20 protein-coding genes and 1 rRNA gene are annotated in these 22,198 nt (G+C 51.4%); 17 read left to right on the top strand and 4 right to left on the bottom strand.

The window, feature by feature from the left end; genetic code table 11:
* Nucleotides 1-110: 110 nt before the first annotated feature.
* A 5S ribosomal RNA gene (gene rrf / locus B0G52_RS26065) occupies nucleotides 111-227 on the top strand.
* Between the two features lie 267 nt (nucleotides 228-494).
* On the opposite strand, the gene B0G52_RS26060 is transcribed toward rrf, so the two are convergent.
* Nucleotides 495-1,022, bottom strand: coding sequence for a hypothetical protein (locus B0G52_RS26060; RefSeq protein ID WP_094048751.1), 528 nt, complete (start codon nucleotides 1,020-1,022; stop codon nucleotides 495-497).
* Nucleotides 1,023-1,185: 163 nt separating this feature from the next.
* Between B0G52_RS26060 and B0G52_RS26055 the strand changes: the two genes are divergently transcribed.
* The 6 genes from B0G52_RS26055 (at nucleotide 1,186) to tmk (ending at nucleotide 7,376) form a co-directional block, all read left to right on the top strand.
* A complete protein-coding gene (locus B0G52_RS26055; protein ID WP_094048749.1) occupies nucleotides 1,186-1,371 on the top strand; it encodes a sigma factor G inhibitor Gin in 186 nt (61 codons plus the stop codon).
* A gap of 445 nt (nucleotides 1,372-1,816) precedes the next feature.
* Nucleotides 1,817-3,232, top strand: a complete 1,416-nt coding sequence (ltrA, locus tag B0G52_RS26045; RefSeq protein ID WP_094048747.1) for a group II intron reverse transcriptase/maturase — start codon at nucleotides 1,817-1,819, stop codon at nucleotides 3,230-3,232.
* Nucleotides 3,233-3,429: 197 nt separating this feature from the next.
* Nucleotides 3,430-4,905, top strand: coding sequence for an aminotransferase class I/II-fold pyridoxal phosphate-dependent enzyme (locus B0G52_RS26040; RefSeq protein ID WP_094048745.1), 1,476 nt, complete (start codon nucleotides 3,430-3,432; stop codon nucleotides 4,903-4,905).
* A gap of 11 nt (nucleotides 4,906-4,916) precedes the next feature.
* Complete coding sequence (gene wsfD / locus B0G52_RS26035) at nucleotides 4,917-6,392, top strand: glycan biosynthesis hexose transferase WsfD (protein WP_094048743.1); 1,476 nt, start codon at nucleotides 4,917-4,919, stop codon at nucleotides 6,390-6,392.
* Between the two features lie 14 nt (nucleotides 6,393-6,406).
* Nucleotides 6,407-6,613, top strand: a complete 207-nt coding sequence (locus tag B0G52_RS26030; RefSeq protein ID WP_198960729.1) for a dTMP kinase — start codon at nucleotides 6,407-6,409, stop codon at nucleotides 6,611-6,613.
* Between the two features lie 148 nt (nucleotides 6,614-6,761).
* Complete coding sequence (gene tmk / locus B0G52_RS26025) at nucleotides 6,762-7,376, top strand: dTMP kinase (RefSeq protein WP_094048741.1); 615 nt, start codon at nucleotides 6,762-6,764, stop codon at nucleotides 7,374-7,376.
* Between the two features lie 505 nt (nucleotides 7,377-7,881).
* Here tmk and B0G52_RS26020 read toward each other — a convergent pair.
* The 3 genes from B0G52_RS26020 to B0G52_RS26010 form a co-directional block, all read right to left on the bottom strand.
* Entirely contained in the window at nucleotides 7,882-11,085 is a 3,204-nt protein-coding gene (locus B0G52_RS26020) for a DEAD/DEAH box helicase (protein WP_094048739.1), read from the bottom strand.
* A 48-nt stretch (nucleotides 11,086-11,133) separates the two neighbouring features.
* Entirely contained in the window at nucleotides 11,134-12,285 is a 1,152-nt protein-coding gene (locus tag B0G52_RS26015) for an epoxide hydrolase family protein (protein ID WP_094048737.1), read from the bottom strand.
* 112 nt (nucleotides 12,286-12,397) lie between these two features.
* Nucleotides 12,398-12,787 carry a MarR family winged helix-turn-helix transcriptional regulator gene (locus tag B0G52_RS26010; protein ID WP_094048735.1) on the bottom strand — a complete coding sequence of 130 codons (390 nt, stop codon included), beginning with the start codon at nucleotides 12,785-12,787 and terminating at the stop codon, nucleotides 12,398-12,400.
* 245 nt (nucleotides 12,788-13,032) lie between these two features.
* Here B0G52_RS26010 and B0G52_RS26005 point away from each other — a divergent pair, with 245 nt between their 5' ends.
* From B0G52_RS26005 to B0G52_RS25970, 10 genes are all read left to right on the top strand, one after another.
* Nucleotides 13,033-13,728 carry a response regulator transcription factor gene (locus tag B0G52_RS26005; RefSeq protein WP_094048732.1) on the top strand — a complete coding sequence of 232 codons (696 nt, stop codon included), beginning with the start codon at nucleotides 13,033-13,035 and terminating at the stop codon, nucleotides 13,726-13,728.
* A 4-nt stretch (nucleotides 13,729-13,732) separates the two neighbouring features.
* Complete coding sequence (locus B0G52_RS26000; protein ID WP_094048730.1) at nucleotides 13,733-15,196, top strand: sensor histidine kinase; 1,464 nt, start codon at nucleotides 13,733-13,735, stop codon at nucleotides 15,194-15,196.
* A complete protein-coding gene (locus B0G52_RS25995) occupies nucleotides 15,193-16,344 on the top strand; it encodes a hypothetical protein (RefSeq protein WP_094048728.1) in 1,152 nt (383 codons plus the stop codon). The genes B0G52_RS26000 and B0G52_RS25995 overlap by 4 nt, the downstream gene beginning before the upstream one ends.
* 164 nt (nucleotides 16,345-16,508) lie before the next feature.
* Nucleotides 16,509-16,844 (top strand): S-layer homology domain-containing protein, encoded by a 336-nt coding sequence (locus tag B0G52_RS25990; protein WP_255407515.1) that lies wholly within the window; start codon nucleotides 16,509-16,511, stop codon nucleotides 16,842-16,844.
* A gap of 66 nt (nucleotides 16,845-16,910) precedes the next feature.
* Complete coding sequence (locus tag B0G52_RS25985; protein ID WP_094048724.1) at nucleotides 16,911-17,924, top strand: glycoside hydrolase family protein; 1,014 nt, start codon at nucleotides 16,911-16,913, stop codon at nucleotides 17,922-17,924.
* Between the two features lie 194 nt (nucleotides 17,925-18,118).
* The gene (locus B0G52_RS35400) at nucleotides 18,119-18,340 is read left to right on the top strand and encodes a hypothetical protein (protein ID WP_143762651.1); all 222 of its coding nucleotides are present in this window, start codon (nucleotides 18,119-18,121) and stop codon (nucleotides 18,338-18,340) included.
* Between the two features lie 122 nt (nucleotides 18,341-18,462).
* A complete protein-coding gene (locus B0G52_RS35700; protein WP_158223871.1) occupies nucleotides 18,463-18,606 on the top strand; it encodes a hypothetical protein in 144 nt (47 codons plus the stop codon).
* A gap of 329 nt (nucleotides 18,607-18,935) precedes the next feature.
* The gene (locus B0G52_RS25980; protein WP_094048719.1) at nucleotides 18,936-19,922 is read left to right on the top strand and encodes an N-acetylglucosamine kinase; all 987 of its coding nucleotides are present in this window, start codon (nucleotides 18,936-18,938) and stop codon (nucleotides 19,920-19,922) included.
* Complete coding sequence (locus B0G52_RS25975; protein ID WP_094048717.1) at nucleotides 19,915-21,222, top strand: 6-phospho-beta-glucosidase; 1,308 nt, start codon at nucleotides 19,915-19,917, stop codon at nucleotides 21,220-21,222. Before B0G52_RS25980 ends, B0G52_RS25975 begins: the two co-directional genes overlap by 8 nt.
* A gap of 21 nt (nucleotides 21,223-21,243) precedes the next feature.
* Nucleotides 21,244-22,155 (top strand): ABC transporter permease, encoded by a 912-nt coding sequence (locus B0G52_RS25970; protein ID WP_094048715.1) that lies wholly within the window; start codon nucleotides 21,244-21,246, stop codon nucleotides 22,153-22,155.
* Nucleotides 22,156-22,198: the final 43 nt, after the last annotated feature.

The following is a 22,198-nucleotide window of genomic DNA, read 5'->3' as shown; positions in this document are numbered from 1 at the left end:
GGGCTTATCCTAACGAATGACACGACAAAGCAAGACACTTCACCTTCTTCTTCGCTCCACTTGGTTCGCATCCAGTTTTCAAGGCGTAAGCCTTGTTACAAATGATCTGGTCTGGTGATGACGGCGGAGGGGTTCCACGCGTACCCATCCCGAACACGACCGTTAAGCCCTCCAGCGCCGATGGTACTTGGACCGCAGGGTCCTGGGAGAGTAGGACGTCGCCAGGCTGGATGCATGCCCGAGCAGTCGATGAAGTCGACGACCAGGGCCGGAGTAAACAGAGAAGCACCCTTAGCCGGGTGCTTTTTTGCGTTATTCGGAGGATTGAGCTTCAGCGGGGTAGCGGCATAACGGCCTACCAGACCATTAACAGCGGCGAAAGCGCCGGAACCTCCGGGTTAACGGCCTGCCAGACCGCTAAACGGAGAAATTCGCACAGAAGAGTGCGATTAACGGTTCACCGGACCGCTAGTATATAAATTTGTAATCGAGGTCTATTGGTGGTAGAAGGAAACTTCCTTCGACTCCAGCCGAACGATGCCGTCTCTTCGCTCACGGCGCAGCGTCAGAAGCAGCTTAATGCGCGGGGTTAGCAGCCAGATGTGCCAATATAGCAGAGCGATAACGAGCGAGGAAGGCGCCCAGGGGTAGAACAGGCCGGCGACGCAGCAACCGACGAGGGACAGATGGAAGTGAAGCCGGCGAAACAGAGCGAGCTGCGTATCCATAATCGGCAGAGGGCCGATCCAGGGCCAATCCCGGCGGAAGGTCCACCTTTTCTCCGATAGCTTATCGACTCTTTTCAGTGTAATTCTTAATACGAGCGCGTGCACGAGCAGCATGATGGCGACGCCGAGCGCCGAATAGAGCAGTCCGCGCCAACCATCGATTAAATATAGAACGGTAACTAGCAGCAGAGCTGTCGACATATAGCTATATTTGCTCTCGGGACGCAGAGCGATCTTGCGAACGAGTGTATAATTATAGAAGGTCGCTTCTTTCTTCACTTGCGGCTCGCTCATTCACGATACTCCTCCTGGCACAAAACGCTTTCTGTCCATTACTATCGGATAAATGAAAGCTTATTGTTATGTTTCAAGCTATTTTCCGGCTACTAATATGTATATTTTCATAGAATTCGGGACATAATAGATGCAACAATAGGGAAAGGCGGGGGTGGTGCTCATGGAGGCGACCGAGCGGAAAACCTGCATCGTATGCGGGGAACCGAAAGACGAGGGGATTACGATCGTAACGGAATTTATATGTACATCATGCGAATCCGAGATGGTACACACGAGCGCGGAAGATGAGAAATATCCCTTCTTTGTCAGACAGTTAAGGCAGTTATGGGTACGATTCCATGTTTGATTACGAGAGACTGGGCAAGCAAATCTTGCCTGGTCTTTTTTGTGCGCCACGCATGGCGATTAACTAGGCGGTGAAAGTCCGCTGTGGGGGCTTGTAGTTGCCAACCACTAGCCAAGAGCAAGGGTGTCCATCGCGAGGTGGAATCTGAAGGAAGCTGGAGGCAAAATTCCGACCCGAGGAACACGAACATCATCAGGCATAGGCAACGGGATGAGTTTGCAAAACAAAACGAAGTCCAATTAACTACACGGACGTACCAATGTAAATGATGCGGGTGCATGGAAGGAAAGTGAATCGTCTTACCGTGGGAGGTCTCATGGACGTGAGAAGATGAACTTCGAATCACGGTTGAAACAAGATTTACCATGAGAAGTCAGCAGACGCCATAGTACCCCGGCTAGTCGACAAACCGGGGGAAGGGCTGAACCTAAGGAGGTGTAGGTCAATGAAAGTTACTAAAGCAGGAGTAAAGCACAGCCAACCTCCGGAAACGGAGGGCTCCAGGCAGAAGAATAGCGCGGAACGCGAAGGATATGCGGGAGCGTGCAGTCCAGCAAAGATAACTGAAACGGACAGCACCAACGCAAACAAGTCGGAGGAGAGATTGCTTGAGCAAATGGTGAGCATGCACAACTTGAATGAAGCATTCAAGCGAGTGAAGGCAAACAAGGGAGCTCACGGGATCGATGGGATGAAAGTGGATGAACTTCTACAATATCTCAGAGAGAACGGAGAGACACTCAGGCAATCGATCCTGGACGGTAAGTACCGTCCAAATCCCGTTCGAAGGGTAGAGATACCCAAAGAGAACGGAAAGAAAAGAAACCTAGGCATACCAACGGTCGTTGACCGAGTCGTGCAGCAAGCCATCGGGCAAGTGCTCACACCCATCTACGAGAAGCAATTCTCGGAGAACAGCTTCGGTTTCCGCCCCAAACGAAGTGCACATGACGCGATTAGGAAAAGCCAAAGCAACATACAAGAAGGATACACGTATGTCGTCGACATGGACTTGGAGAAATATTTTGACACCGTAAACCAAAGCAAACTGGTCGAAATATTGTCGAGAACGATAAAAGATGGGCGAGTGATTTCGCTCATCCACAAGTTCCTGAGGGCGGGCGTCGTCGTAAAGCACAAGTTCGAGGAAACGGAAATCGGCGTGCCGCAAGGGGGCAACCTGAGTCCGATACTGAGCAATATCATGCTGAACGAACTGGACAAGGAACTGGAGAACAGAGGGCACCGATTTGTGCGATATGCGGACGATATGCTCCTCTTCTGCAAAAGCAGGAAAAGCGCCGAACGGACGCTAACGAACATCCTCCCGTTTATCGAGAAGAAACTATTCCTCAAGGTGAATCGGGAGAAAACGGCCGTCGACGAGGCGACGAGAGTTAAATTTCTTGGATTCTCATACTACAAAAGAGACGGAGAAACGAAGGTCCGAATACACCCGAAATCCGTGGCGAAGATGAAAGCGAAAATAAAGGAACTTACATCGAGAAGCAAGGGAATAGGGAATGAAGACCGAGCAGAGAAACTTAGACGCTACATCATGGGATGGGTCAACTATTTCAAAATAGCGGATATGAAGTCTTTGCTGCAAACCACCGACCAATGGATGAGAAGGCGAATTCGCATGATTTACTGGAAACAATGGAAGCGAGTTAGGACAAGGTTCGCGAACCTAAAATCGCTCGGACTCCGCGTTCAGCAAGCATGGGAATATGCCAACACAAGAAAAGGCTACTGGAGAACCTCCAATAGCCCAATCCTCTCGAAGTCCCTCGGAAACAACGTCCTCAAGCAACTTGGATTTCTATTCTTCGCAGATTATTACCGACAAGTCACAACGTAACTTAGGAACCGCCGTATACCGAACGGTACGTACGGTGGTGTGGAAGGTCGGCTACTCAACTAATGGGTAGCCTCCTATCCGATTAATAGGAGCGCGCAGCTCGAAACACACACGGATCAGATTCAAGCAGGGACGGCTCCTGAAGATTGTTCTTATTCTGCTATAATAAGGACAATGCAAGAGGAGGCGATTAACAAGTGGCGCTAGATCAACGGAAAGCTCCTCTATTCGAGGCGCTGGTCGCCCACGATCGGCTGCGGGCGGGCGCTTTTCACGTGCCGGGGCATAAGGCCAGGGCAAGATGGGGCGACGAGCGGGCGGCCGCCTACTACGGATCGCTGCTGGGACTGGACGTAACGGAGCTGTCGGACACGGACGACCTCCATCACCCTGAAGGACCGCTGCTCGAAGCGCAGGAGCTGGCAGCCGAATGCTTCGGTGCGGAGGAAACCCGGTTTCTCGTGGGCGGCAGCACGTCGGGCAATCTGGCGATGATCGTCGGCCTGTGCCGGCCGGGCGATCTGGTCATCGCACAGCGCAATGTACATAAATCGATCGTTCACGGCCTGGTGCTGGCGGGCGCCCGCGCGGTGCTGCTGTCGCCGGAGATCGACCGGCTGTCCGGGCTGGCGACCGTCCCAACCGAACGGCAAGTGACGGAGGCGTTGGAACGTTATCCGGAGGCCAAGGCGCTTATTTTATCTTCGCCGAATTACTACGGGATGAGCACTGATCTGTCACCGATCGTTGCGGCGGCGCATCGGCGGGGCGTGCCGGTGCTGATCGATGAAGCGCACGGTGCGCATTTCGGCTTTCATCCGGGATTTCCTCCATCCGCATTGAGGGCAGGGGCGGATCTTGTTGTGCAATCCACGCATAAGATGCTCGGGGCGATGACGATGGGCGCTATGCTGCACATGCAAGGGGAACACATCCCGAGAGCGGCGATAAGGCAAGCGTTGACGATGGTGCAGAGCTCAAGCCCGTCTTTTCCGATTATGGCTTCGTTGGATTTGGCGCGCTTGCAGTTGTACAGCGAAAAGGAACATACGTTCTCTGAGGCAGTGGATGCTGCTGCGCAAGTTGTTGAAACGCTCGAGAAGACGCCCTTCCGCGCATTAGGATACGGAGAGTATGCAAGCTCCGGTATCGCATACGACCCGCTTAAGCTTGTGCTGTTCGACGAAACGGCCAATCTGACCGGGTTTGCGCTTAGGGACGAGCTGGAGGAGCTGCGCTGCATAGCGGAAATGGCGGACGAGAAATATGTAGTGTTGGCGCTTGGACCGGGGACGACGCTGGAAGACGGACGGAGGCTGCAGGAGGCTTTGCTGGAGATCGCGAGTCGTGGGCGAGAGAAGAGAATGGAGATAAATCGTACCAGAGAACATATGTTCGAGAATGGGGAGAACCTTTCCATACCGGAACCGGTTCTGTTCGATCGGGAAGAGTACGAGGCCGTGACGGTCCGCCTGGAACGCAGCGTCGGGCGCCAAGCGGCGGAATGGGTCATTCCGTACCCTCCGGGTATACCGGTCCTGTTCCCTGGAGAAACCATAACAGAGGCCATCGTCGACCGACTGAAGCGATGGCGGCACGAAGGCGCGCGCATTCAAGGGGCGAGAGACCCCCAGCTTCGCGAGATTCAGGTACGGAGAGAAAAAGACCGCTAGAGGTGAGAGGAATGATCAGAGACCGGGCCGGTCGGGATATTCGCGTTCTGATCGCTTGGCTGGCCGGAATCGCGGCGGGCGCGCTGTTGATCGGATTAATTATGGCGCCTCCTGTGATCGGATTGGCCGACAGCGGGGATTTCGGGCGCGTGTTGGGCGTATCGGGACTGCGGGTGCTTCATCCGGACCAATCCTACGAAGAGCTTTATTTTAACTATGCGCACCAATATTTCGGGTATGGAGGCTATACGCTGGGAGGCTACGTTTCGACGCATGTCGTGTTCGTTGCGATAGCCGGTTGGATCGGCCGGCTTCTGGACGGAGACGTATTCGACGTTCGCGTGCTCGGAGCCTGTTACGCGGCAGCCTACATCTGGGCTGTCGTGCTGTTTGTCCGTCATTCGCCGGGAATGAAGAGCCGAACAGCGACGACGATCATGGCGGCGGTATTGGCGGCCGTGCTTTTGTTTGTGTTCGGGGATATCGGTTATGAGGCGTATTTTCAATCCTTTTTCGGCGAGCCGTATGCGCTGATCGCGATGCTGCTCATGGTCGCGTCCGCTTTTGCTCTGGCCTCGTCGAACGAGCCTGCCGGCCGCCTGTTCGCTTTATTCGTGGTCGCGGCGCTGGCGGTAGCGACTTCGAAAATCCAGAACGCCCCGCTCGGTCTCGTATTCGCGCTGCTTGCCTGGAGAATGACCGGTTTGCGGAGAGATCCGAGATGGAGACGACAAGTGTGGACGGGAGCGGCGATTCTGCTGATCGGATCGATCCTGATGATCGCGGCGGCGCCGGATCGATTAAAGCACGTCAATCTGTACCAGTCGATCTTCTTCGGCGTACTGAAGGACACTCCTCATCTGGAGCGGGACATGGAGGAGTTGGGTATTGCCTCGAAGTACGCGCCGCTGGCGGGAACGAACTATTTTCAGAAGGACACGGCCATTCCGCAGAACGATCCCGTTCTGCACCGGGAGGTGCTGCAGCGGCTCAGCCATAAGGATATCGTTTTGTATTATTTGAAGCATCTGTCCCGGTTTATGCAGAAGCTGGACAGGGCGGCGGAGAACGCGATGTACATTCGTCCTTATTACCTGGGCAATTATGATGCTTCGGCAGGCAAACCTCCCGGGGCGATCTCGCACACGTTCAGCGGCTGGAGCGACTTCAAGGTGGCCGCTATGCCACGCAGCGCGGCAGGCTACTTTCTTGTTTTCATCGCTTACGCCCTTGCGTTAGCCGCGGTTTGGCGAAAAAACCGCTCGGGTAAATGGAGGGTAGCCGTGGAGACGATGGCTGTCGTCGCGTTAGCCGGGGCGTTCTCCTGCGTCGTGCCGCTTATCGGAGACGGAGAGGCCGATCTGGGTAAGCATTTGTTTATGTTTAACGTCTGCTTTGATATGATGGTAGTAAGCGTAATAGCCGGAGCGTTCTACGGAGCGATCAAGCTTGCGGGAAGGCAAGTCCGGAACAGGCGTAACGGTTGAAAGGGGAAAGCTGGGTGCGGGGCGGATTGTTCATCACGATTGAAGGCGGGGATGGAGCGGGCAAGACGACGCTGATCACGCGATTAACGGAGCGAATATACAAGGAAACGAAGAAAAGGACGATCAGGACCCGAGAGCCGGGAGGAAGTCCGATCGCGGAAGCGATTCGGGGCGTCATTCTGGATACAAAAAATACGAAGATGGATTGGCTCTTCAGGTGATTGCGTAAATATTTTGTATCGTGCTTTGGTAGTCGGAGAATTAATCAAAAAGAATAACGAGATAAGCATGGAATTAAGGAAAGTAAAGAACAATATAATTGAGTCCCCATCAAATTGAAACGTTGGGTTAAATGCGGAGGGTATTATTATGAAAAAATTATTTATAGTCTTTGAAGGAATAGATGGTTCGGGAACATCAACACAATCAAATTTACTAAAGGATTACTTCGTTAAACATGGTCAAAATGCTGTTCTAACAGCAGAACCTTCAAATGGACCGATTGGGCATTTACTCAGGGAGGGATTAAAAAAAAGGGTTCTATTTTCCAAGGATGAAAAACGTTTTGACCAACAAATGGCATATCTATTTGCAGCGGATCGTCATGACCATCTCTATAATGATGTTGATGGTGTCTATAAATTACTAGGCGAAGGAAAGCACGTTATATGTACTCGTTATTATTTTTCATCACTTACATACCAAGCTGATGAGGGATATGAGTTTGTTAATGACTTAAATAAAAGATTCCCTAAGCCGGACTTGGTTATTTATATAGATAATCCAATTGATGCATCATTAGAAAGACTGCAGCAAAGAACAGTTCAAGATGTTTATGAAAATAAAGAGAAGTTGTTACAAGTTAAGGAAAGGTATAATAAAATTTTTGCCGATTATGATGGTAAGCTGCTTATTGTTAAGGGAGATCAAAAACCACAAGAAATTTGTGCAGAAATTGTTAAGTATGTAGAGGATAACTTTTAAAGTTTAATCGTAAGTTTATTAGGCTAAGTTCCAGATAGTTGTGCTTAGGAACAGTGCAAGCGCTCAGCTTGGGTGCTACACACACCAACTGTGGAATGTCAGGGCACGCTTCGGCTTCGAGGATATCCATCCCCTTTCGCTTGCAGAGTTCTCAAATGATTTTCGGATCCGACGCCGGACTATAATTCATTGACTCCACGTCTGTGACAATTACCGCGGCTGGATGTCATCCAGACTGCCTACAGCAGAAGATCGAATTTGCCTTGGGCCGCCCATTGTCCGATCAGTCTGATATCAGGTCAAACAATGCCTCTTTTTGATCGCATTCCACTTATTCATTCATCGCTGAAACAAATGAAATCTCGATCGCTAGGGGACCTCTATTATATATAGGATTAACATCCTCTTATAAGTTATGTGTTTCCGCCCGGACGACAGTTACATAAAAACGAGCACCCCCTCGCATGCGCTTTCGTCGAAGTGGTGCTCGTCCTGGTTAGGAATACTACATCAGCAACTCCCGAATATCGTCTTCCGTCAAACCTGTCCAGGCGCTGTCACTAGGGCGAATGACGTCCTCGATTAAATCTTTTTTGCGTTCCTGCAGCACGTGCATTTTCTCCTCTATTGTTCCTTGCGCGACAAGCCGGACGACGTGAACAACCTTTTTTTGACCGATTCGGTGAGCCCGGTCCGCAGCCTGCTGCTCAATGGCTGGGTTCCACCAGAGATCGTACAAAATGATCGTATCCGCCCCCGTTAAATTCAGCCCAGTTCCGCCAGCTTTCAACGAAATGAGAAACAGATCCTTTTCCCCCTCATTGAACCGGTTGCATAGTTCCACCCGTTCCTGCATAGGGGTTTGCCCATCCAGGTAAAAGTACGGAATGTCGCGCTGAACCATTTCCTGCCGGATAATGTGCAGCATTTCGGTAAACTGCGAGAAGATGAGCATGCGGCGGCCTTCCTGACGATACGACGCAACGATATCCAATAGCTGTATCAGCTTGGCGGAGCCGCCCGTATAACCGGGGACAAACAAGGCCGGATGACAGCACAACTGCCGCAGCCGAGTCAGCCCAGCAAGAAATCGTATCTGCTGTTTTTTCCATTCGCCGCGATACAAGTATTGCAACGACTTCTCCCGCAGTTCAGCCAGATAGGCGGTGTACAGCTTTTGCTGCTCGATGAGGAGTGGGGTGGTTTGTACAGTCTCGATTTTGTCAGGCAGCTCCTTCAGCACGTCCTTCTTCAAGCGACGGAGCAGAAACGGGCGAATGCGTTTTGCAATCGTATCGCGCGGCAACTCGTGGAACTTTTTTTTGTCCGGAAACAGTTCTGGAAAGACAACGTCGTAAATCGACCAAATCTCGTCCAGCCGATTTTCCAGTGGAGTGCCGGACAATGCAAATCGGTAGGGAGCGCGGATCGCTTTTACCGCTTGTGCCGTCTGGGTTGTATCATTTTTAAACGCCTGTGCTTCGTCTAGCAGCAGCGTATGGAACGACAGGGGGGCATATTGCTCGATGTCTCTGCGTAGCAGCGGATAGGATGTCAGGATCATGTCGTACTGCTCCAACTGTTTGAGAAGACGCACCCGTTCAGCTTTGCTGCCATCGGCAATCGCGACACGTATCTTTGGTACAAATTTGCGCACCTCCAGAAGCCAGTTGTACATTAATGAAGACGGACAGACGATTAGAGCGGGAGTGCCTGCTTCTCGGATGTCAGGCAGAATGGAGGCGACAAAGGCAATCGCTTGAATCGTTTTACCCAGACCCATCTCATCCGCCAAGATACCGCCGAACCGATAATGGGACAGCGTCTTCATCCATTGAAAACCAAAGGACTGATAATCCCGCAGTACAGCGGTAAGTGTGTCGGGAAGCGGAAAATCCAAATGATCCGGATTGCGCATATGGTTCAGCAACTGGCGAAAAGATTTGCCAAAGCGGATTGAACTGCCGTTCGAGTTGAAATCGGTCAGGTGCATGCCGTGCATCATTGGCATACGCATTCGATTGCCCTCGATTTGAAGTTGTTCCAGTCGTGTTTCTTGCAGCAAACGATTCATGTCCTGAAGCTCGGCCGTCTGTAGCGGCATAAGCGCGCCGGTTGGCAGCCGATGATACTTCCGTTTTTCTTCCATCGAGCGAATGATGGCGCGAATCTCGCTCTCCGGAATACCATCGATGTCGAATGTAAAAACAAGCCAGTTCGTACGCTCCTCCAGATTGACATCGATATGCGGCGGCGCGTTCGGTACATACAGTCTTGATTTAACCGCAGAGGTGGCGTATATCTGAACGTGCTTCTCCAGTTCCGGCACAATCTGAAATAGAAACGTGAATTCTTCCTCCTCGTCAGCGAGAATATACCCGCCTTCCGTTTCCAAAAATGGACTTTGTGCCATGAGTTCTAAAATAAGCCTTTCTTTTTCACTGTCCCTGAGCAACAGATGCCCATCCGTATAAGCCGGGCCAGACTGGCCGAGTGGATCGAGAATGATGTCTCCGTAATGAAACTCGAGCGCGGCGAGCAGCCGGTCTTTCAGTCGGTCGAGAAACAGCATCGCTTGCAGGGGCGTTCGTATCATGTGTGCGGAGACCGTTTCGGTGATGTGGACGCAACCGAACTGCATCAGGCCAGGAATCACCTTGTCCAACAACGGATTGATCTGCTCCGGCGCAATATACAAATAGTCCTGATGGGCATTGTCGAGCAAATGTATGAGTGCAACCAGCCGCTGCGTCGATGCTGGCGGAAGACGATATAGTTTGCCTTGAGCGAGAACGGTATGGTATCGCTCAAGGATCAGCATGTGATGCATCCCTTGCACATGTAGCTCATACCCGTTGTCATCCGCGGAGCGATCCAGTGTGAAGAGAAGTGGCAGCGCACCTTCAACAACCTCAATATCGGATGAATAGGCATCATGGGTGAGCTGTGTCCCCTGAGCGGCACACAACAAGGGCAGCAGGCTATCCCAGACAATTGGCTCAATCGGTAGCAGGGCGCCAGAATGATCCGTATCTCCAGACTCATCGGTGTGATAGAGCTTTTGTTGATGGAGCATGTGCATCAATGCTTGCAATACCGCATCCTGCTCGGGTGGAAAGCTGTTGATCTCCGGATCGTACGCGAAGTGTTTAGTGATCGTATAGGTGCATCGTTGTTCCACGCAGGCAAGAAAGTCATGCATGTGTCTCACATTATACAGCCGTTGCGACCCCAGCTTCATTTCCAGCCCCAATCGGTAAGAAGAGTCGCCTGGCAGCCGAAACGGCTTCAACGTAAATAGCGCCTGCAACGCCATTCGTGTATCGAAATGGGAGTGCGTGTGTGTTGGCCGGACAGGCGTATCGTCGAACAGAGCCAGCATTTGCTTTGTTAACGTATCATCAGGAACGGTGAGCGCATGCGGTTCTGCTCGGTGAATGTGAAGCAGAACGGCAGCAATATGTTTGCAATATTGGTCATCCGGGTGAAAGACTGGACACGAACAGCCGGCATCAATTTCACCGCTTGGAGGGAAATCGACGGTCACAAGCAACGTCTCCTGATCGTCATTAACATGTCCCTCATACCGTCTGCCGGCATCGTATTGCCGGACGGTCACGCTCTGCGCCTCGACAATCGCTTCGCCGTCTTCGTATGCGAAATTCCCGCAAAGCCGGCGAATGACATCATCGTGTAAAGTGAAGTACATGTTAAAATCCTCCTTGCTTCAAGATGCACCAGGGGAACAACGGTACAATTATTGGTGATAAGCCGCACGCAAATCTTCGGCAACCATCTCCGGTTCTTCCCACTCCAGGAAGTGCCCCCCGCAATCGAGTTGGACCCAACGTTCGATATGGATGCTACGTGCTGCCCATTCACGGGGCATCGGAAACATATCGTAACCGGCCATCAGCATGCAGGTCGGGACCTCTACGTCCACGTTGAACGTATTGCTACGCGTACACTCGGCGTAAAGTCTCATAGAAGAGGCGATTGTATCGGTTACCCAATACACCGTTAAATTCATCAACAGACGATCTCGCCCGTATCGCTGAATGAAATCATCGGGGCGATCTGTCCAAGCATGGAACTTCTCTAAAATCCAGGAGGCCAGTCCAGCCGGCGAATCATTGAGAGAAACAGCGACAGTTTGGGGTTTTGTCGATTGCAGCAAGGCATAAGCCCACTCTGATCTTGTCCAGGCATTACACTTCTCAATAAATTCTTCTTCTGCCGAGGTGAGATTATCCGGAATATCCGTGACCATCAGATTGGTACCCGAGAAGTGCAGGCCAATCAGTTGCTCCGAATATTTTTTTGCAAGATGCATGAGAACCCCTTGTCCCATATCGCTGCCTCTTCCGATATAACGTTCGTAGCCTAATACCTTCGTCATCAGGGTCGAAAATAGTTCAGCAATACGAACAAGATTCATACCGGATTCCTTGGGGCGACCTGAAAAGCCATAGCCTGGCAAGGAAGGAATGATGACGTCAAAGCTCTGATCCGCGTTTCCTCCATAGGCTGCCGGATCAGCCAATAGGGGAGCAATTTCCGTCATTTGGACAAATGAGCTGGGCCATCCGTGAAGCATAAGAATCGGTTTTGCGGAAGAACCTTTTCCCCGTAGGTGAATGAAGTGAATGTCGATCCCATCGATCGTTGTCATATACTGAGGGAGCTTGTTCAAAGCGTCTTCCTGGGCACGCCAGTCAAAGCCCTCACCCCAATAGGCCATGAGATCGCGCAATATCGTGTCGTCTGTACCGTAGCTCCATCCGGAGTTTTGTATCCGGTCGGGCCAGCGTGTTTTTTGGAGACGATCAGAAAGATCGTCCAACACCGTTTGGTCGATTGAAATCCGGAAGGGGACAGGAGTAGTATAATTCAAGGTTTTCTGTTGCATGGAACATTCTCCTTTGGGGTTTGAATAAATAGAAAATCTACCCTATAATAAATTTGCGTGCGCACGCACATAATTAGTTATAGCAATCCCCACCTCTAAAGTCAAATGAAAGTTAGGAGAGGGTGATCGCTACCGGGTTCCTTTTCATCACGTCTTGGATAACGCTAACGATGCCAGGCAATATGGCTTGATAATCCCGTTTACCCGATTCGGAGAGTTGTACCAGTGTGCTTCTGCGATCCTGTTCATTGGATCGGCGTTCAATCGTATGGCAAGTTTCCAGACGGACAACCAAGCGGGAGACGGCACTGTGACTCAAATTTACCATTTTGCTCAGTTGATCAATCGTCAATCCATGATCCGGAGCATCGCTCAGCCTTGTTATTGTCATAAATTCACTTACCGTTAAGTTGTAGTTGGATTTAAGGAAATGCTCCAGCTCCTGATTGAGCGTACTGTGGAGCTGATCAAGAGCCATCCACATTTTGAAAGTATCTAACATGTCGGATTACCACCTTATAGTGTATAGATTGGACAATCAAGGGGATGCGTTAACCCCATTCATGACGGCATGATAAAATACTACAACCCCTTTTACATATTGTCTAGGGCTCACTCCGAAGAGGACCACTAGCAACTCTTTCAGCTTTCTGGATTTTAGTGGTATGGTAAAATACTATTATATTGCTTATGCCCGGTCAAATATATACGCAAGAGAATAACAGGAATGAGAATGGAGTGGAACTTATGGCAAAAACAAAAGTGCTTATTATCGAAGACGAAGAAGCCATTGCGGATTTGCTGTCGTATGGATTACAAAAAGAGGGATTTCTGACGCTGACAGCCGATACGGGAACAGACGGGTTGAAAGCGGTCGAGACATTTAAGCCGGATCTGCTGCTGCTCGATTGGATGCTGCCCGACCTGAGCGGACTGGAAATTTGCAAAAAAATAACAGCCGCCCGTAACATTTCCATCGTCATGATTACCGCCAAATCGGATATTACGGACAAAGTGTTAGGGCTCGAATTCGGTGCGGATGACTATATCACGAAACCGTTCGACTTGCGCGAAGTGATCGCCAGAATCCGTACCCTGATCAGGAGAATCAACCAGGCAAGCGGTCCGCAAACCGAACAGAATGACGATAGCATTCGATTCAAGGACATTGAGGTGAACAAATACGAACGGGTCGTCAAAAAAAACAACAAAACGATCGATCTAACCCCCAAAGAATTCGATCTGCTAATGACTTTGTACCGATATCGGGGTAAAGTGTTTACGCGAACGGAGCTGCTGGATTTTGTTTGGGGGTATGAATACGAGGGGGATACCCGGACGGTCGATATTCATATCGGGCGCTTGCGTAAGAAGCTCGGTGAGGGTGACATGATCGCAACGGTGTTCGGCGTCGGTTATAAATTTGAAAAACAGGTGGATTAACGGCATGACTCCGACAATCAAAATCAAATTTCTGGTCGGATTCTTCGTCATCTTTGCCCTTTCTCTTCTGCTGTTGAACGCTGTTGTCGTTCGGGTCATCGATGCGAGCAATGAGAAGATCATCACCCAGGATTTGACCGGCCTGAAAAAGAACAGCAATGTGTATATTAAACAAGCTTTTATGATTAACCAATTTCAAATAGACGAGATTTACTTCGGACAAATTTCTAAAGAAATCGTAGAAGAGCTTCGCCGCGTGACGTCGAGCGAATTAAGCGCTTATACCGTTGAAGGCGAGTTGATCTATGCGTCAGATGAGCCAGCGTTTACCAGATCGGAAAGCGACGATTTAAAGCATGCGCTGCAGGGACATACAACGTACACCATCAGCTACACAAATGGACGTGCGGAAGTTTACTATGCCTATCCCGTTATCATTGATGGCATAAAAGTCGGGATTTTGCGTTTCGCCAAGGATTTCTCCTTATTGTACGAACAGAGCCGAATCATCCTGAATGTTATTTTTTATGTGACAATTTCCATTTTTGCCGCGGCGTATTTGTTTTCTTATTTGCTATCGAGAAATATCACGATTCCTCTTGTGAAACTAGAAAGAGCTTCGACCGAAGTGGCAAATGGCAATCTCAACATTCGGATCGGGATCAAAAGAAAAGATGAAATTGGCCGACTGGCGGACAACTTTAACCGCATGATTCATAAGATCAAGCAGCAGATCAGAAGAATCGAGCAAGACCGGGATCGGCTGGAGGAACTTAATCGTCACCGCAAGCAATTTTTCGACAACGTCACGCATGAATTGAAAACGCCGTTAACATCCATTCTCGGCTATGCCCAAATGATTCAAGATAATGGTTCGACTGATACGGCTTTTCTCAATAAAGGGATGAACCATATTTTGCGTGAGAGCAAAAGACTCCATGAAATGGTCATCAAGCTTCTGGAGCTCTCCAAGGAAGCCTCCGGTCAGGAAGTCCACGAAAGAATCGATGTCGGCCCAATATTGCGGGATGTTTGCGAGGGCATGACCTTTAAAGCCGAGCGTTACCATAAAAGGATCGTATGCAACGCGGATTCTAATCTGCTTGTTTGGGGAAGCGCACATAAGGTGAGACAGCTATTCATCAATGTAATCGATAATGCAATCAAATATAGTGATGACCGTTCCAAGATTTACGCGGAGGCCAAGCTTTTTTCCGATTCCGTACAAATTCGGATCGTAAATCAAGGGAAGACCATTTCACCGGAAGATCTGGTTAACCTTTTTGAGCCGTTCTTTCGCGCGCGCAGTCGGAAGTCTGCCGAAGCAGGGAGCGTTGGTCTGGGTCTGTATATATGCAAGGAAATCGTCGAGGATCATCGGGGACACATCGATATTCAAAGCTGTGATGGGGAAACGTCCGTTTTCATGGAACTACCGCATTTGAGCAAGGGGAGAGATGACGTATGATCATACGGCGTTCCAGATGGATGTTGCTGTTTCTGCTTATAAGCGTATTCCTGTCCGGATGTACGTGGGAACTCCAATCCAAAACGGTTATCATTCGCGACGTGGAAGATGATCGCCCGCTTTCCTCCATAAACGAGGAATTTGAAGTAAGCAAGATTTACAAGCTGTTTGAAAGGGAGGCTTCGAACGGGATTTTCCTCGGATGGGCCGACAACGATCACATATGGGGAACATTCGGAACAAAAGCTGTATCAAAAAGCCTTGAGCGCGTAGATTTCAAATCCGGATCACGCGAGATGCTGGCAACTAAAAATATCGAATGGAAAGAGGCGTCGTTTGACGGGCAATATGTCGTCGCTGTCTCGCACCGAAATGGCAAAGAGCAGGTTCTGCTGTTCCATCCGCCGGAGAACAAAGAATCCGTCATCGGGGAACTCTCCTCCGATCAGGATGTCATAAGTCCGTTCATGTGGTCGAACAATAGCCGATATGTGTCCTATGCGGTCGGGAATCCCAAGCAGGCGGAAGTAAACGTTGTCGTGTATGATACGAACTTGGCAAGAATGCATGAACGACCGATCCCAGGATGGAAAATGACGGACAAATTGGCATCGGTGAAAATGTCGGATGACGGAAATAGCGTACTGATCGTCAAAATATCGGAAAATGAGCTTTCACTTCCCTCTACGGACGTGAATGTCTCTGAAGCTGTCGTTGTTTACGGGAGTTGGATGGGAGATAGAATATCCATGTCGTTTGAACAAGCTTTACGGAGCGACGGGGCTTGCGACTTTGTCAATGATGATCAAATCCTTTTCGTATTGCCTAGCGGTGCTCTAGCCGTATACGATCGGCGTAATGAAAGCAGTGTTGTCTTACTGGAGCAAATCGGAACGTTCAGGCTTTCGAACGACCGAAAGGCCATCGCTTATACGAAGCAGAAGGAAGATATTTACGCCGCCAAGCTGCAGGGCAATCGTATTTGGAGTGAGAAGCTGGTCTATAAAGGAATGGCTCCACTTCGCATGGATTGGAGTCCGGACAACAAAAAATTGATGCTCTTCGGCAGGAAGTCGAATCAGCTGTCTGAGCCGAGCATCGAAAATCGTACATCTGAGCCTCAATCGCTTATTCTTGAGTTTGGATAAAAAACGGTCAATGAAAAGCCACCTCGCGCTGCTTCGGCAGCATTGAGGCGGCTTTTTCCGACGGGATGAGGCCCTCGGATACATCTTGTTTGACTGAGTTCCGCTCAAGTGCCTCTTAGGAACATTCTTTTTGACTATGCGCATTACCTCAGGGTTGGGGCGAGATCGAAGAAGTGCGGATCGCCCGTTCGCTGGGCATTGTACAAGGGCAGACGGGAGGAGCCTTTAACGGAACATCCGCCATTACCAGACAAGATCTGATGGTCGTAACGGCGCGTGCGCTGCAACTGGTCGGGAAGCTGGAGAAGAACGGAAAGCGGGCCGATTTGACCCGGTTTGCCGACTCCGGCGACATATCCGGCTATGCGGCCGACAGCATCGGCCTTCTGACGGCGGCCGGGCTTGTTTACGGAGATGGCGCCCGTATCAACCCGATCGGACGGGCGACGCGCGCCGAAGCTGCCGTCTTGATGTATCGGATTTATCAGATTCCGGATTAACTACAGATTGCGACGGCGTCCGAAAACGCGGCAATTACCGAACAAGAACGACAGGGAGGATGCCAAATGAACTTTAAAATGCTGCCCGCGCCGAAAAGCGGCGGATTCCGGATGGAAGGCTACTGGGTATGGTGCGGGTCCGTGGTGAAAGACGAGGAAGGGCGATTCCATATGTTCGCTTCGCGGTGGCCCAAGTGGCTGCCGATGCACCCCGGGTGGATTGTCGCTTCGGAGATCGTGAGAGCGGTGGCGGATACGCCGGAAGGCCCGTATCGATTCCAAGAGGTGGTGCTGCCTGCCCGCGGAGCTGAATATTGGGACGGGCGCAGCACCCACAATCCGCACATCGTTAAGCATCAGGGGCGTTATCTGCTCTTTTACATGGGATCGACGCATCCGTTTCCCGATCCGGCAGCGGGCGACGGATACGGTTTTCAGGATCCGCGCTGCATCGTGGGGCGGGCGAACAAACGCATCGGGCTGGCGATCGCCCCGAGTCCCCTCGGTCCGTGGACGAGAATGGAGCAGCCGATTTTGTCGACTCGGCCCGGCCATTACGACAGTTATCTGACTTCCAATCCGGCGCCTTGCGTACGCGAGGACGGCTCGGTGCTGCTCATCTACAAAGCCCGTAAATACGAAGGCAACGATTTCGGCCGGATGATGGTAGGCGCGGCGGAAGCGCCCTTCTATACGGGCCCGTATCGCGTCATCGGCGACGGCCCGGTCTTTCCGCCGGATACGTTCCATATGGAAGATCCGTTCATCTGGAAGACGGCGGACGGCTATGCGCTGATCGCCAAAGATATGGACGGCGATCTGTGCGGCGAGAAGTACGGCGGGGTGCTGGCTTATTCGGCGGACGGGCTCAATTGGCGATTGGGCCCCGAGCCTCTCGCTTACTCGCGTCTGGTTACCTGGGACGACGGCTCGCAGACGCGGCTAGGGAATATGGAGCGCCCGTTCCTGCTGTTTCAGGACGGCAGGCCGACGCATCTGTTCGCGGCGGTGTCAGACGGGAAGAATGGCTTCCGGGATGCGTCCCAAACGTGGAACCAGGTGTTTATGATCGCGCTTTAACAAGTATGCGCCGCACTTCCCCGAACCGGGCGGCGGCTCGAAAAGTCGTTATTCTTCCCTCAAGCATCGTCTTTATGCACTCCAAATTCCGCTTACAGGGAGTAGGATGATGCTTGGGGGATCTTACCCAATCAAGGAGGCACTAATCGGCGAACACAAGAAAATAGTCCTTGGTGCTTGCTCTGAGCACAGCATTGATTCTGATTCTGGGGGCGTGCGTCGGCAAAGAGTCGCAAACTCCGTACCCGTCGTCCCCGGCAGCAGCTTCGCCGTCCGAGACGGCGAAAGCATCGGACAAGCCTGCAGAGAAGACCAAAATTATTTACTGGACGGCAGGCCGCCATGACGCCGATTATGTCAAAAGCGCGATCGACATTTCAATTCCTCCAATCTGGACAATATTGAAGTGGAAATGACCATCATGGCGGAAAATGGATATCGCTGGAATCGAAAACTTCCTGCCGGAATCGTATGACGGCATGGGCGGGCTGCGCCGCAAGGCTTTAAGCCCGCAGGAAAGACAGGGCAGGAATAATTCATGAAATATATTTTTGTCGACGGTAAATTCGACGGCATCGCGGAAGATCTGAATAACCGCTACAACGCCGCACTGGATAAAGAGAAGACGGCAGGCACGATCAAAACCGATCCGATGCCGGATTTCAACCCGATCAAGCTGTAAGGCGCTGCTCAATAACGGATTCCGATTCCGCACATAGGTGAATGAAATGAGAACATGGAGAAGAAGCGCCGAGCTCTATCTGTTCATCATGCCTAGTCTCGTGCTGAAGCTCGCAGTTATGAATCTTGACAACATTGGTTCATTACACTAAAATCAAATTATAATCGTTTATAATTAAAGGGATGATTAGACTGTCATAAATATATTACGCTAGTGCACTTCTATATTCATTGTTAGGATTTCACTAATATAAAAGCGGTAGTTTCGTTTTTTTTTCAATCAATATTATAAACGTTTATAATTTTGTGTCGGCAAGGAGAGAGACAACGATGACTTTTTACTTGGGGGTAGACGGCGGGGGCAGTCATACGCTGGCAGTCGTAACCGATAGCCAGGGGCGGGTAAGGGGCCATGGCGCAGCCGGTCCTGGGAATCATCAGATCAATGAGGAGCTGGCGTTCAATAATATCGACAGCGCGATCCGGCAAGCGCTTAAGCAGGCGGGATTGCAGCGAGAGGACATTGCCCGCGCCTGCTTCGGCCTGGCGGGAGCCGATCGCGAGGCGGACTTCCGTATTTTAAGACCGATGATTCGAAAACTCGGCTATGACAATTCGGAGATTGTATGCGACACCATCATCGCACTGCGAGCGGGGACGAATCGCTCTTACGGCGTCGTCGTCATATGCGGGTTCGGCATGAATTGCGCGGGCATCGGCAAAACCGGGGAGGTCGTGCAATGCGGCGGCTTCGGCTACGAGTATGGCGATTTCGGCGGCGGAAGAGAGCTGGCCATAGAGGCTTTCAGATCGGCGATCCGCTCTTGGGAAGGGCGTACGGAAGCGACGCTGCTCGCCGATATGGTGCCGCAAGCGCTGGGGTGTTCGTCGGTGCCGCTTATGTACGACGATTTCCTCGATCATGGGCGAACCATTCCGCCGAGTCTTGCCGAGGTGCTGTTCCGGGCGGCGGAGCTTGGCGACGAGACGGCAATCCGCATTTTGCGAATCCAGGGAAGGGAGCTGGGGATGTCCGCACGGGCGGTTATTCAGAGGCTCGGCCTGCATTCGGAGGTGTTCGACCTGGTGCTGGCGGGCAGTATTCTGACCAAAGGGGACAGCAAATATACGCATCCGTATATAGCCGAAGAAGTGCGAAAGATTGCGCCAGGCTGTCGGTTGAAACCGCTGACGTTCGAGCCTGTAGCCGGAGCTCTCCTGCTGGCGATGGATAAGGACGATGCCGCGATTACGGAAGAGGTTTATTCGCAATTCAGTCATCTTCATCATTTGAAAGGAGCGATGAGCGTTGAATAAGCGATTCAAAGTGGCTGTCATCGGAGGGGGTTCATCTTATACTCCGGAGCTGATCGAAGGATTCATTCTCAATTATAGGGAACTGCCCGTCACCGAAATATGGCTGGTTGACATTCCCGAAGGAGAGCGCAAGCTGAACATTGTCGGCAAATTGGCCCAGCGCATGATCGAGAAATCCGGATTGCCGATTAACGTACGGTTGACGCTGAATCGCCGGGAAGCGCTGGACGGCGCCGATTTCGTATCGACGCAGATGCGGGTCGGCTTGCTGCAGGCGAGAATCTGGGATGAGACGATTCCGCTGAAGTACGGAGTCATCGGGCAGGAAACGACTGGTCCGGGCGGGATGATGAAAGCGCTCCGCACGATTCCGGCGCTGCTCGACATCGCCCGCGATATGGAGGAGCTTTGTCCGAACGCCTGGATGCTGAATTTCACGAACCCGGCTGGCATGGTGACGGAGGCGGTCAACAGGCATTCCCGGATCAAGGCGATCGGGCTTTGCAATGCTCCGCTGGGCATCTACAAATGGCTGGAAAATATGTTCGGCGTTCCCGCCGATCGAATCTACGCCGAGTTTGTCGGCCTGAATCATCTGCACTGGGTCACGCAAGTCAGCGTAGACGGGCAGTCGCGTCTGTCCGAAATGATGAACGGAGACGCCTACTCTGCCGTCAACGTTCCGCAGTCCGCCTGGAATCCCGCCCTGATTCGGGCGCTCGGCGCCATCCCGTCCTATTATCTGAAATACTACTACTTACAGAAGGAAATGCTCGAGGAGCAGTTGGACTCGTCGAAGAAGCAGGGGACTCGCGCGGAAGTCGTCAAGAAACTCGAAGACGAACTGTTCGCGTTGTACGAGCAGCCGGATTTGGCGGAGAAGCCCAAGCAGCTTGAATTGCGCGGAGGCGCCTATTATTCGGAGGCGGCGGTGCGGTTGATGAAATCCCTGTATACGGATGCTCGTGACATTCAGACCTTAAACGTACCGAACGGGAGCGTGCTGGACTTTTTGCCCGAAGACGCCTGTATTGAAACGAATTGCGTCGTCACCGCTCAAGGGCCGATCCCGCTTGCGGTTAAGCGGGTCCCGCCAGCGATTAAAGGGTTGATGCACGCCGTCAAAACGTATGAGCGGCTTGCTATCGAAGCAGCCGTAACGGGCGATCGGAATCTGGCCTTGCTTGCGCTCGCCCATCATCCGCTCGTGCCCTCGGCGAACGTCGCCGAGCCGATGCTGGACGAGATGTTGACGTTAAACCGCTCGTATTTGCCGCAATTTTTCCCGCTCAAGGGATAACGACGAAAGGAGCCGTCGGCAATGAAGCAACAAATTGTGCGGTTTTTTCGCCAATGGGACCTGCAAATTATGGTCATTCCGGCCATCGCATTTATTTTTATCTTCTGCTACATCCCCATGTACGGAGTGCTGATGGCGTTTCAGGACTTCAGCCTGTTTAAGGGCTTCTATCACAGCTCGTGGGTCGGGTTCCATCATTTCAAAATGTTCTTCGCCGCTCCGGAGCTTGGCAATGTGATGCGCAATACGGTTGTCATCGGCTTGCTGAAGCTGTGCATCGCTTTTCCGGCTCCCATCGTGCTGGCGCTCATGCTCAACGAGGTCCGGAAAATGATTTTCAAGCGCGTTATCCAGACGGTGAGCTATTTGCCGCATTTTCTGTCCTGGGTCATCGTGTCCGGCTATGCGATTTCGATCTTGTCCGTGGACAACGGCAGTCTCAATATTTTGCTGGAAAAGCTGCGGCTGATCGACGGACCGATCAACTTCCTGTCCATTCCCGAGTATTTCTGGACGATTCTGATAACGACTAACGTTTGGAAAGAGATTGGTTTCGGTTCTATCGTCTATCTGGCGGCGATCTCGGGCATCGATCCGAATATGTACGAGGCGGCGTCGATGGACGGGGCCAGCCGGTTCAAGCAGATTTATTTGATTACGCTGCCATCGATGCTGCCGGTGATCATCATTTTCGGCATATTGGCCATCGGGGACTTTTTGAACGCAGGCTTTGAGGATATTTTGCTGCTCGGGTCCAATCCCGTGCTCAGGGACGTGGCGGATGTGATTGACACGTACGTGTACCGCATCGGCATACAGAACAATCGCTATTCCTATGCAACCGCCGCCGGATTGTTCAAGGCGCTGATCAGTATCGGATTGCTCGCTATGGCTAACTATATGGCCCGCAAGACGGACAATAGCTTATGGTAAGCAGCAAGTGCCAACGGGCATTCGACAATATTTCGTAAAGGTT

The sequence above is a fragment of the Cohnella sp. SGD-V74 genome (genome assembly GCF_003001675.1).
Lineage (GTDB): Bacteria > Bacillota > Bacilli > Paenibacillales > Paenibacillaceae > Cohnella.
Note: the sequence above shows the minus strand (reverse complement) of the source record. Positions and strands in the feature narration are given on the sequence as shown.

Excerpts from the sequence above, each read along its gene's own strand:
- B0G52_RS26060 (WP_094048751.1), bottom strand. The coding sequence starts at position 1,022 with ATGAGCGAGCCGCAAGTGAAGAAAGAAGCGACCTTCTATAATTATACA.
- B0G52_RS26055 (WP_094048749.1), top strand. The coding sequence starts at position 1,186 with ATGGAGGCGACCGAGCGGAAAACCTGCATCGTATGCGGGGAACCGAAA.
- ltrA (WP_094048747.1), top strand. The coding sequence starts at position 1,817 with ATGAAAGTTACTAAAGCAGGAGTAAAGCACAGCCAACCTCCGGAAACG.
- wsfD (WP_094048743.1), top strand. The coding sequence starts at position 4,917 with ATGATCAGAGACCGGGCCGGTCGGGATATTCGCGTTCTGATCGCTTGG.
- tmk (WP_094048741.1), top strand. The coding sequence starts at position 6,762 with ATGAAAAAATTATTTATAGTCTTTGAAGGAATAGATGGTTCGGGAACA.
- B0G52_RS26020 (WP_094048739.1), bottom strand. The coding sequence starts at position 11,085 with ATGTACTTCACTTTACACGATGATGTCATTCGCCGGCTTTGCGGGAAT.
- B0G52_RS26015 (WP_094048737.1), bottom strand. The coding sequence starts at position 12,285 with ATGCAACAGAAAACCTTGAATTATACTACTCCTGTCCCCTTCCGGATT.
- B0G52_RS26010 (WP_094048735.1), bottom strand. The coding sequence starts at position 12,787 with ATGTTAGATACTTTCAAAATGTGGATGGCTCTTGATCAGCTCCACAGT.
- B0G52_RS26005 (WP_094048732.1), top strand. The coding sequence starts at position 13,033 with ATGGCAAAAACAAAAGTGCTTATTATCGAAGACGAAGAAGCCATTGCG.
- B0G52_RS26000 (WP_094048730.1), top strand. The coding sequence starts at position 13,733 with ATGACTCCGACAATCAAAATCAAATTTCTGGTCGGATTCTTCGTCATC.
- B0G52_RS25995 (WP_094048728.1), top strand. The coding sequence starts at position 15,193 with ATGATCATACGGCGTTCCAGATGGATGTTGCTGTTTCTGCTTATAAGC.
- B0G52_RS25985 (WP_094048724.1), top strand. The coding sequence starts at position 16,911 with ATGAACTTTAAAATGCTGCCCGCGCCGAAAAGCGGCGGATTCCGGATG.
- B0G52_RS35700 (WP_158223871.1), top strand. The coding sequence starts at position 18,463 with ATGAAATATATTTTTGTCGACGGTAAATTCGACGGCATCGCGGAAGAT.
- B0G52_RS25980 (WP_094048719.1), top strand. The coding sequence starts at position 18,936 with ATGACTTTTTACTTGGGGGTAGACGGCGGGGGCAGTCATACGCTGGCA.
- B0G52_RS25970 (WP_094048715.1), top strand. The coding sequence starts at position 21,244 with ATGAAGCAACAAATTGTGCGGTTTTTTCGCCAATGGGACCTGCAAATT.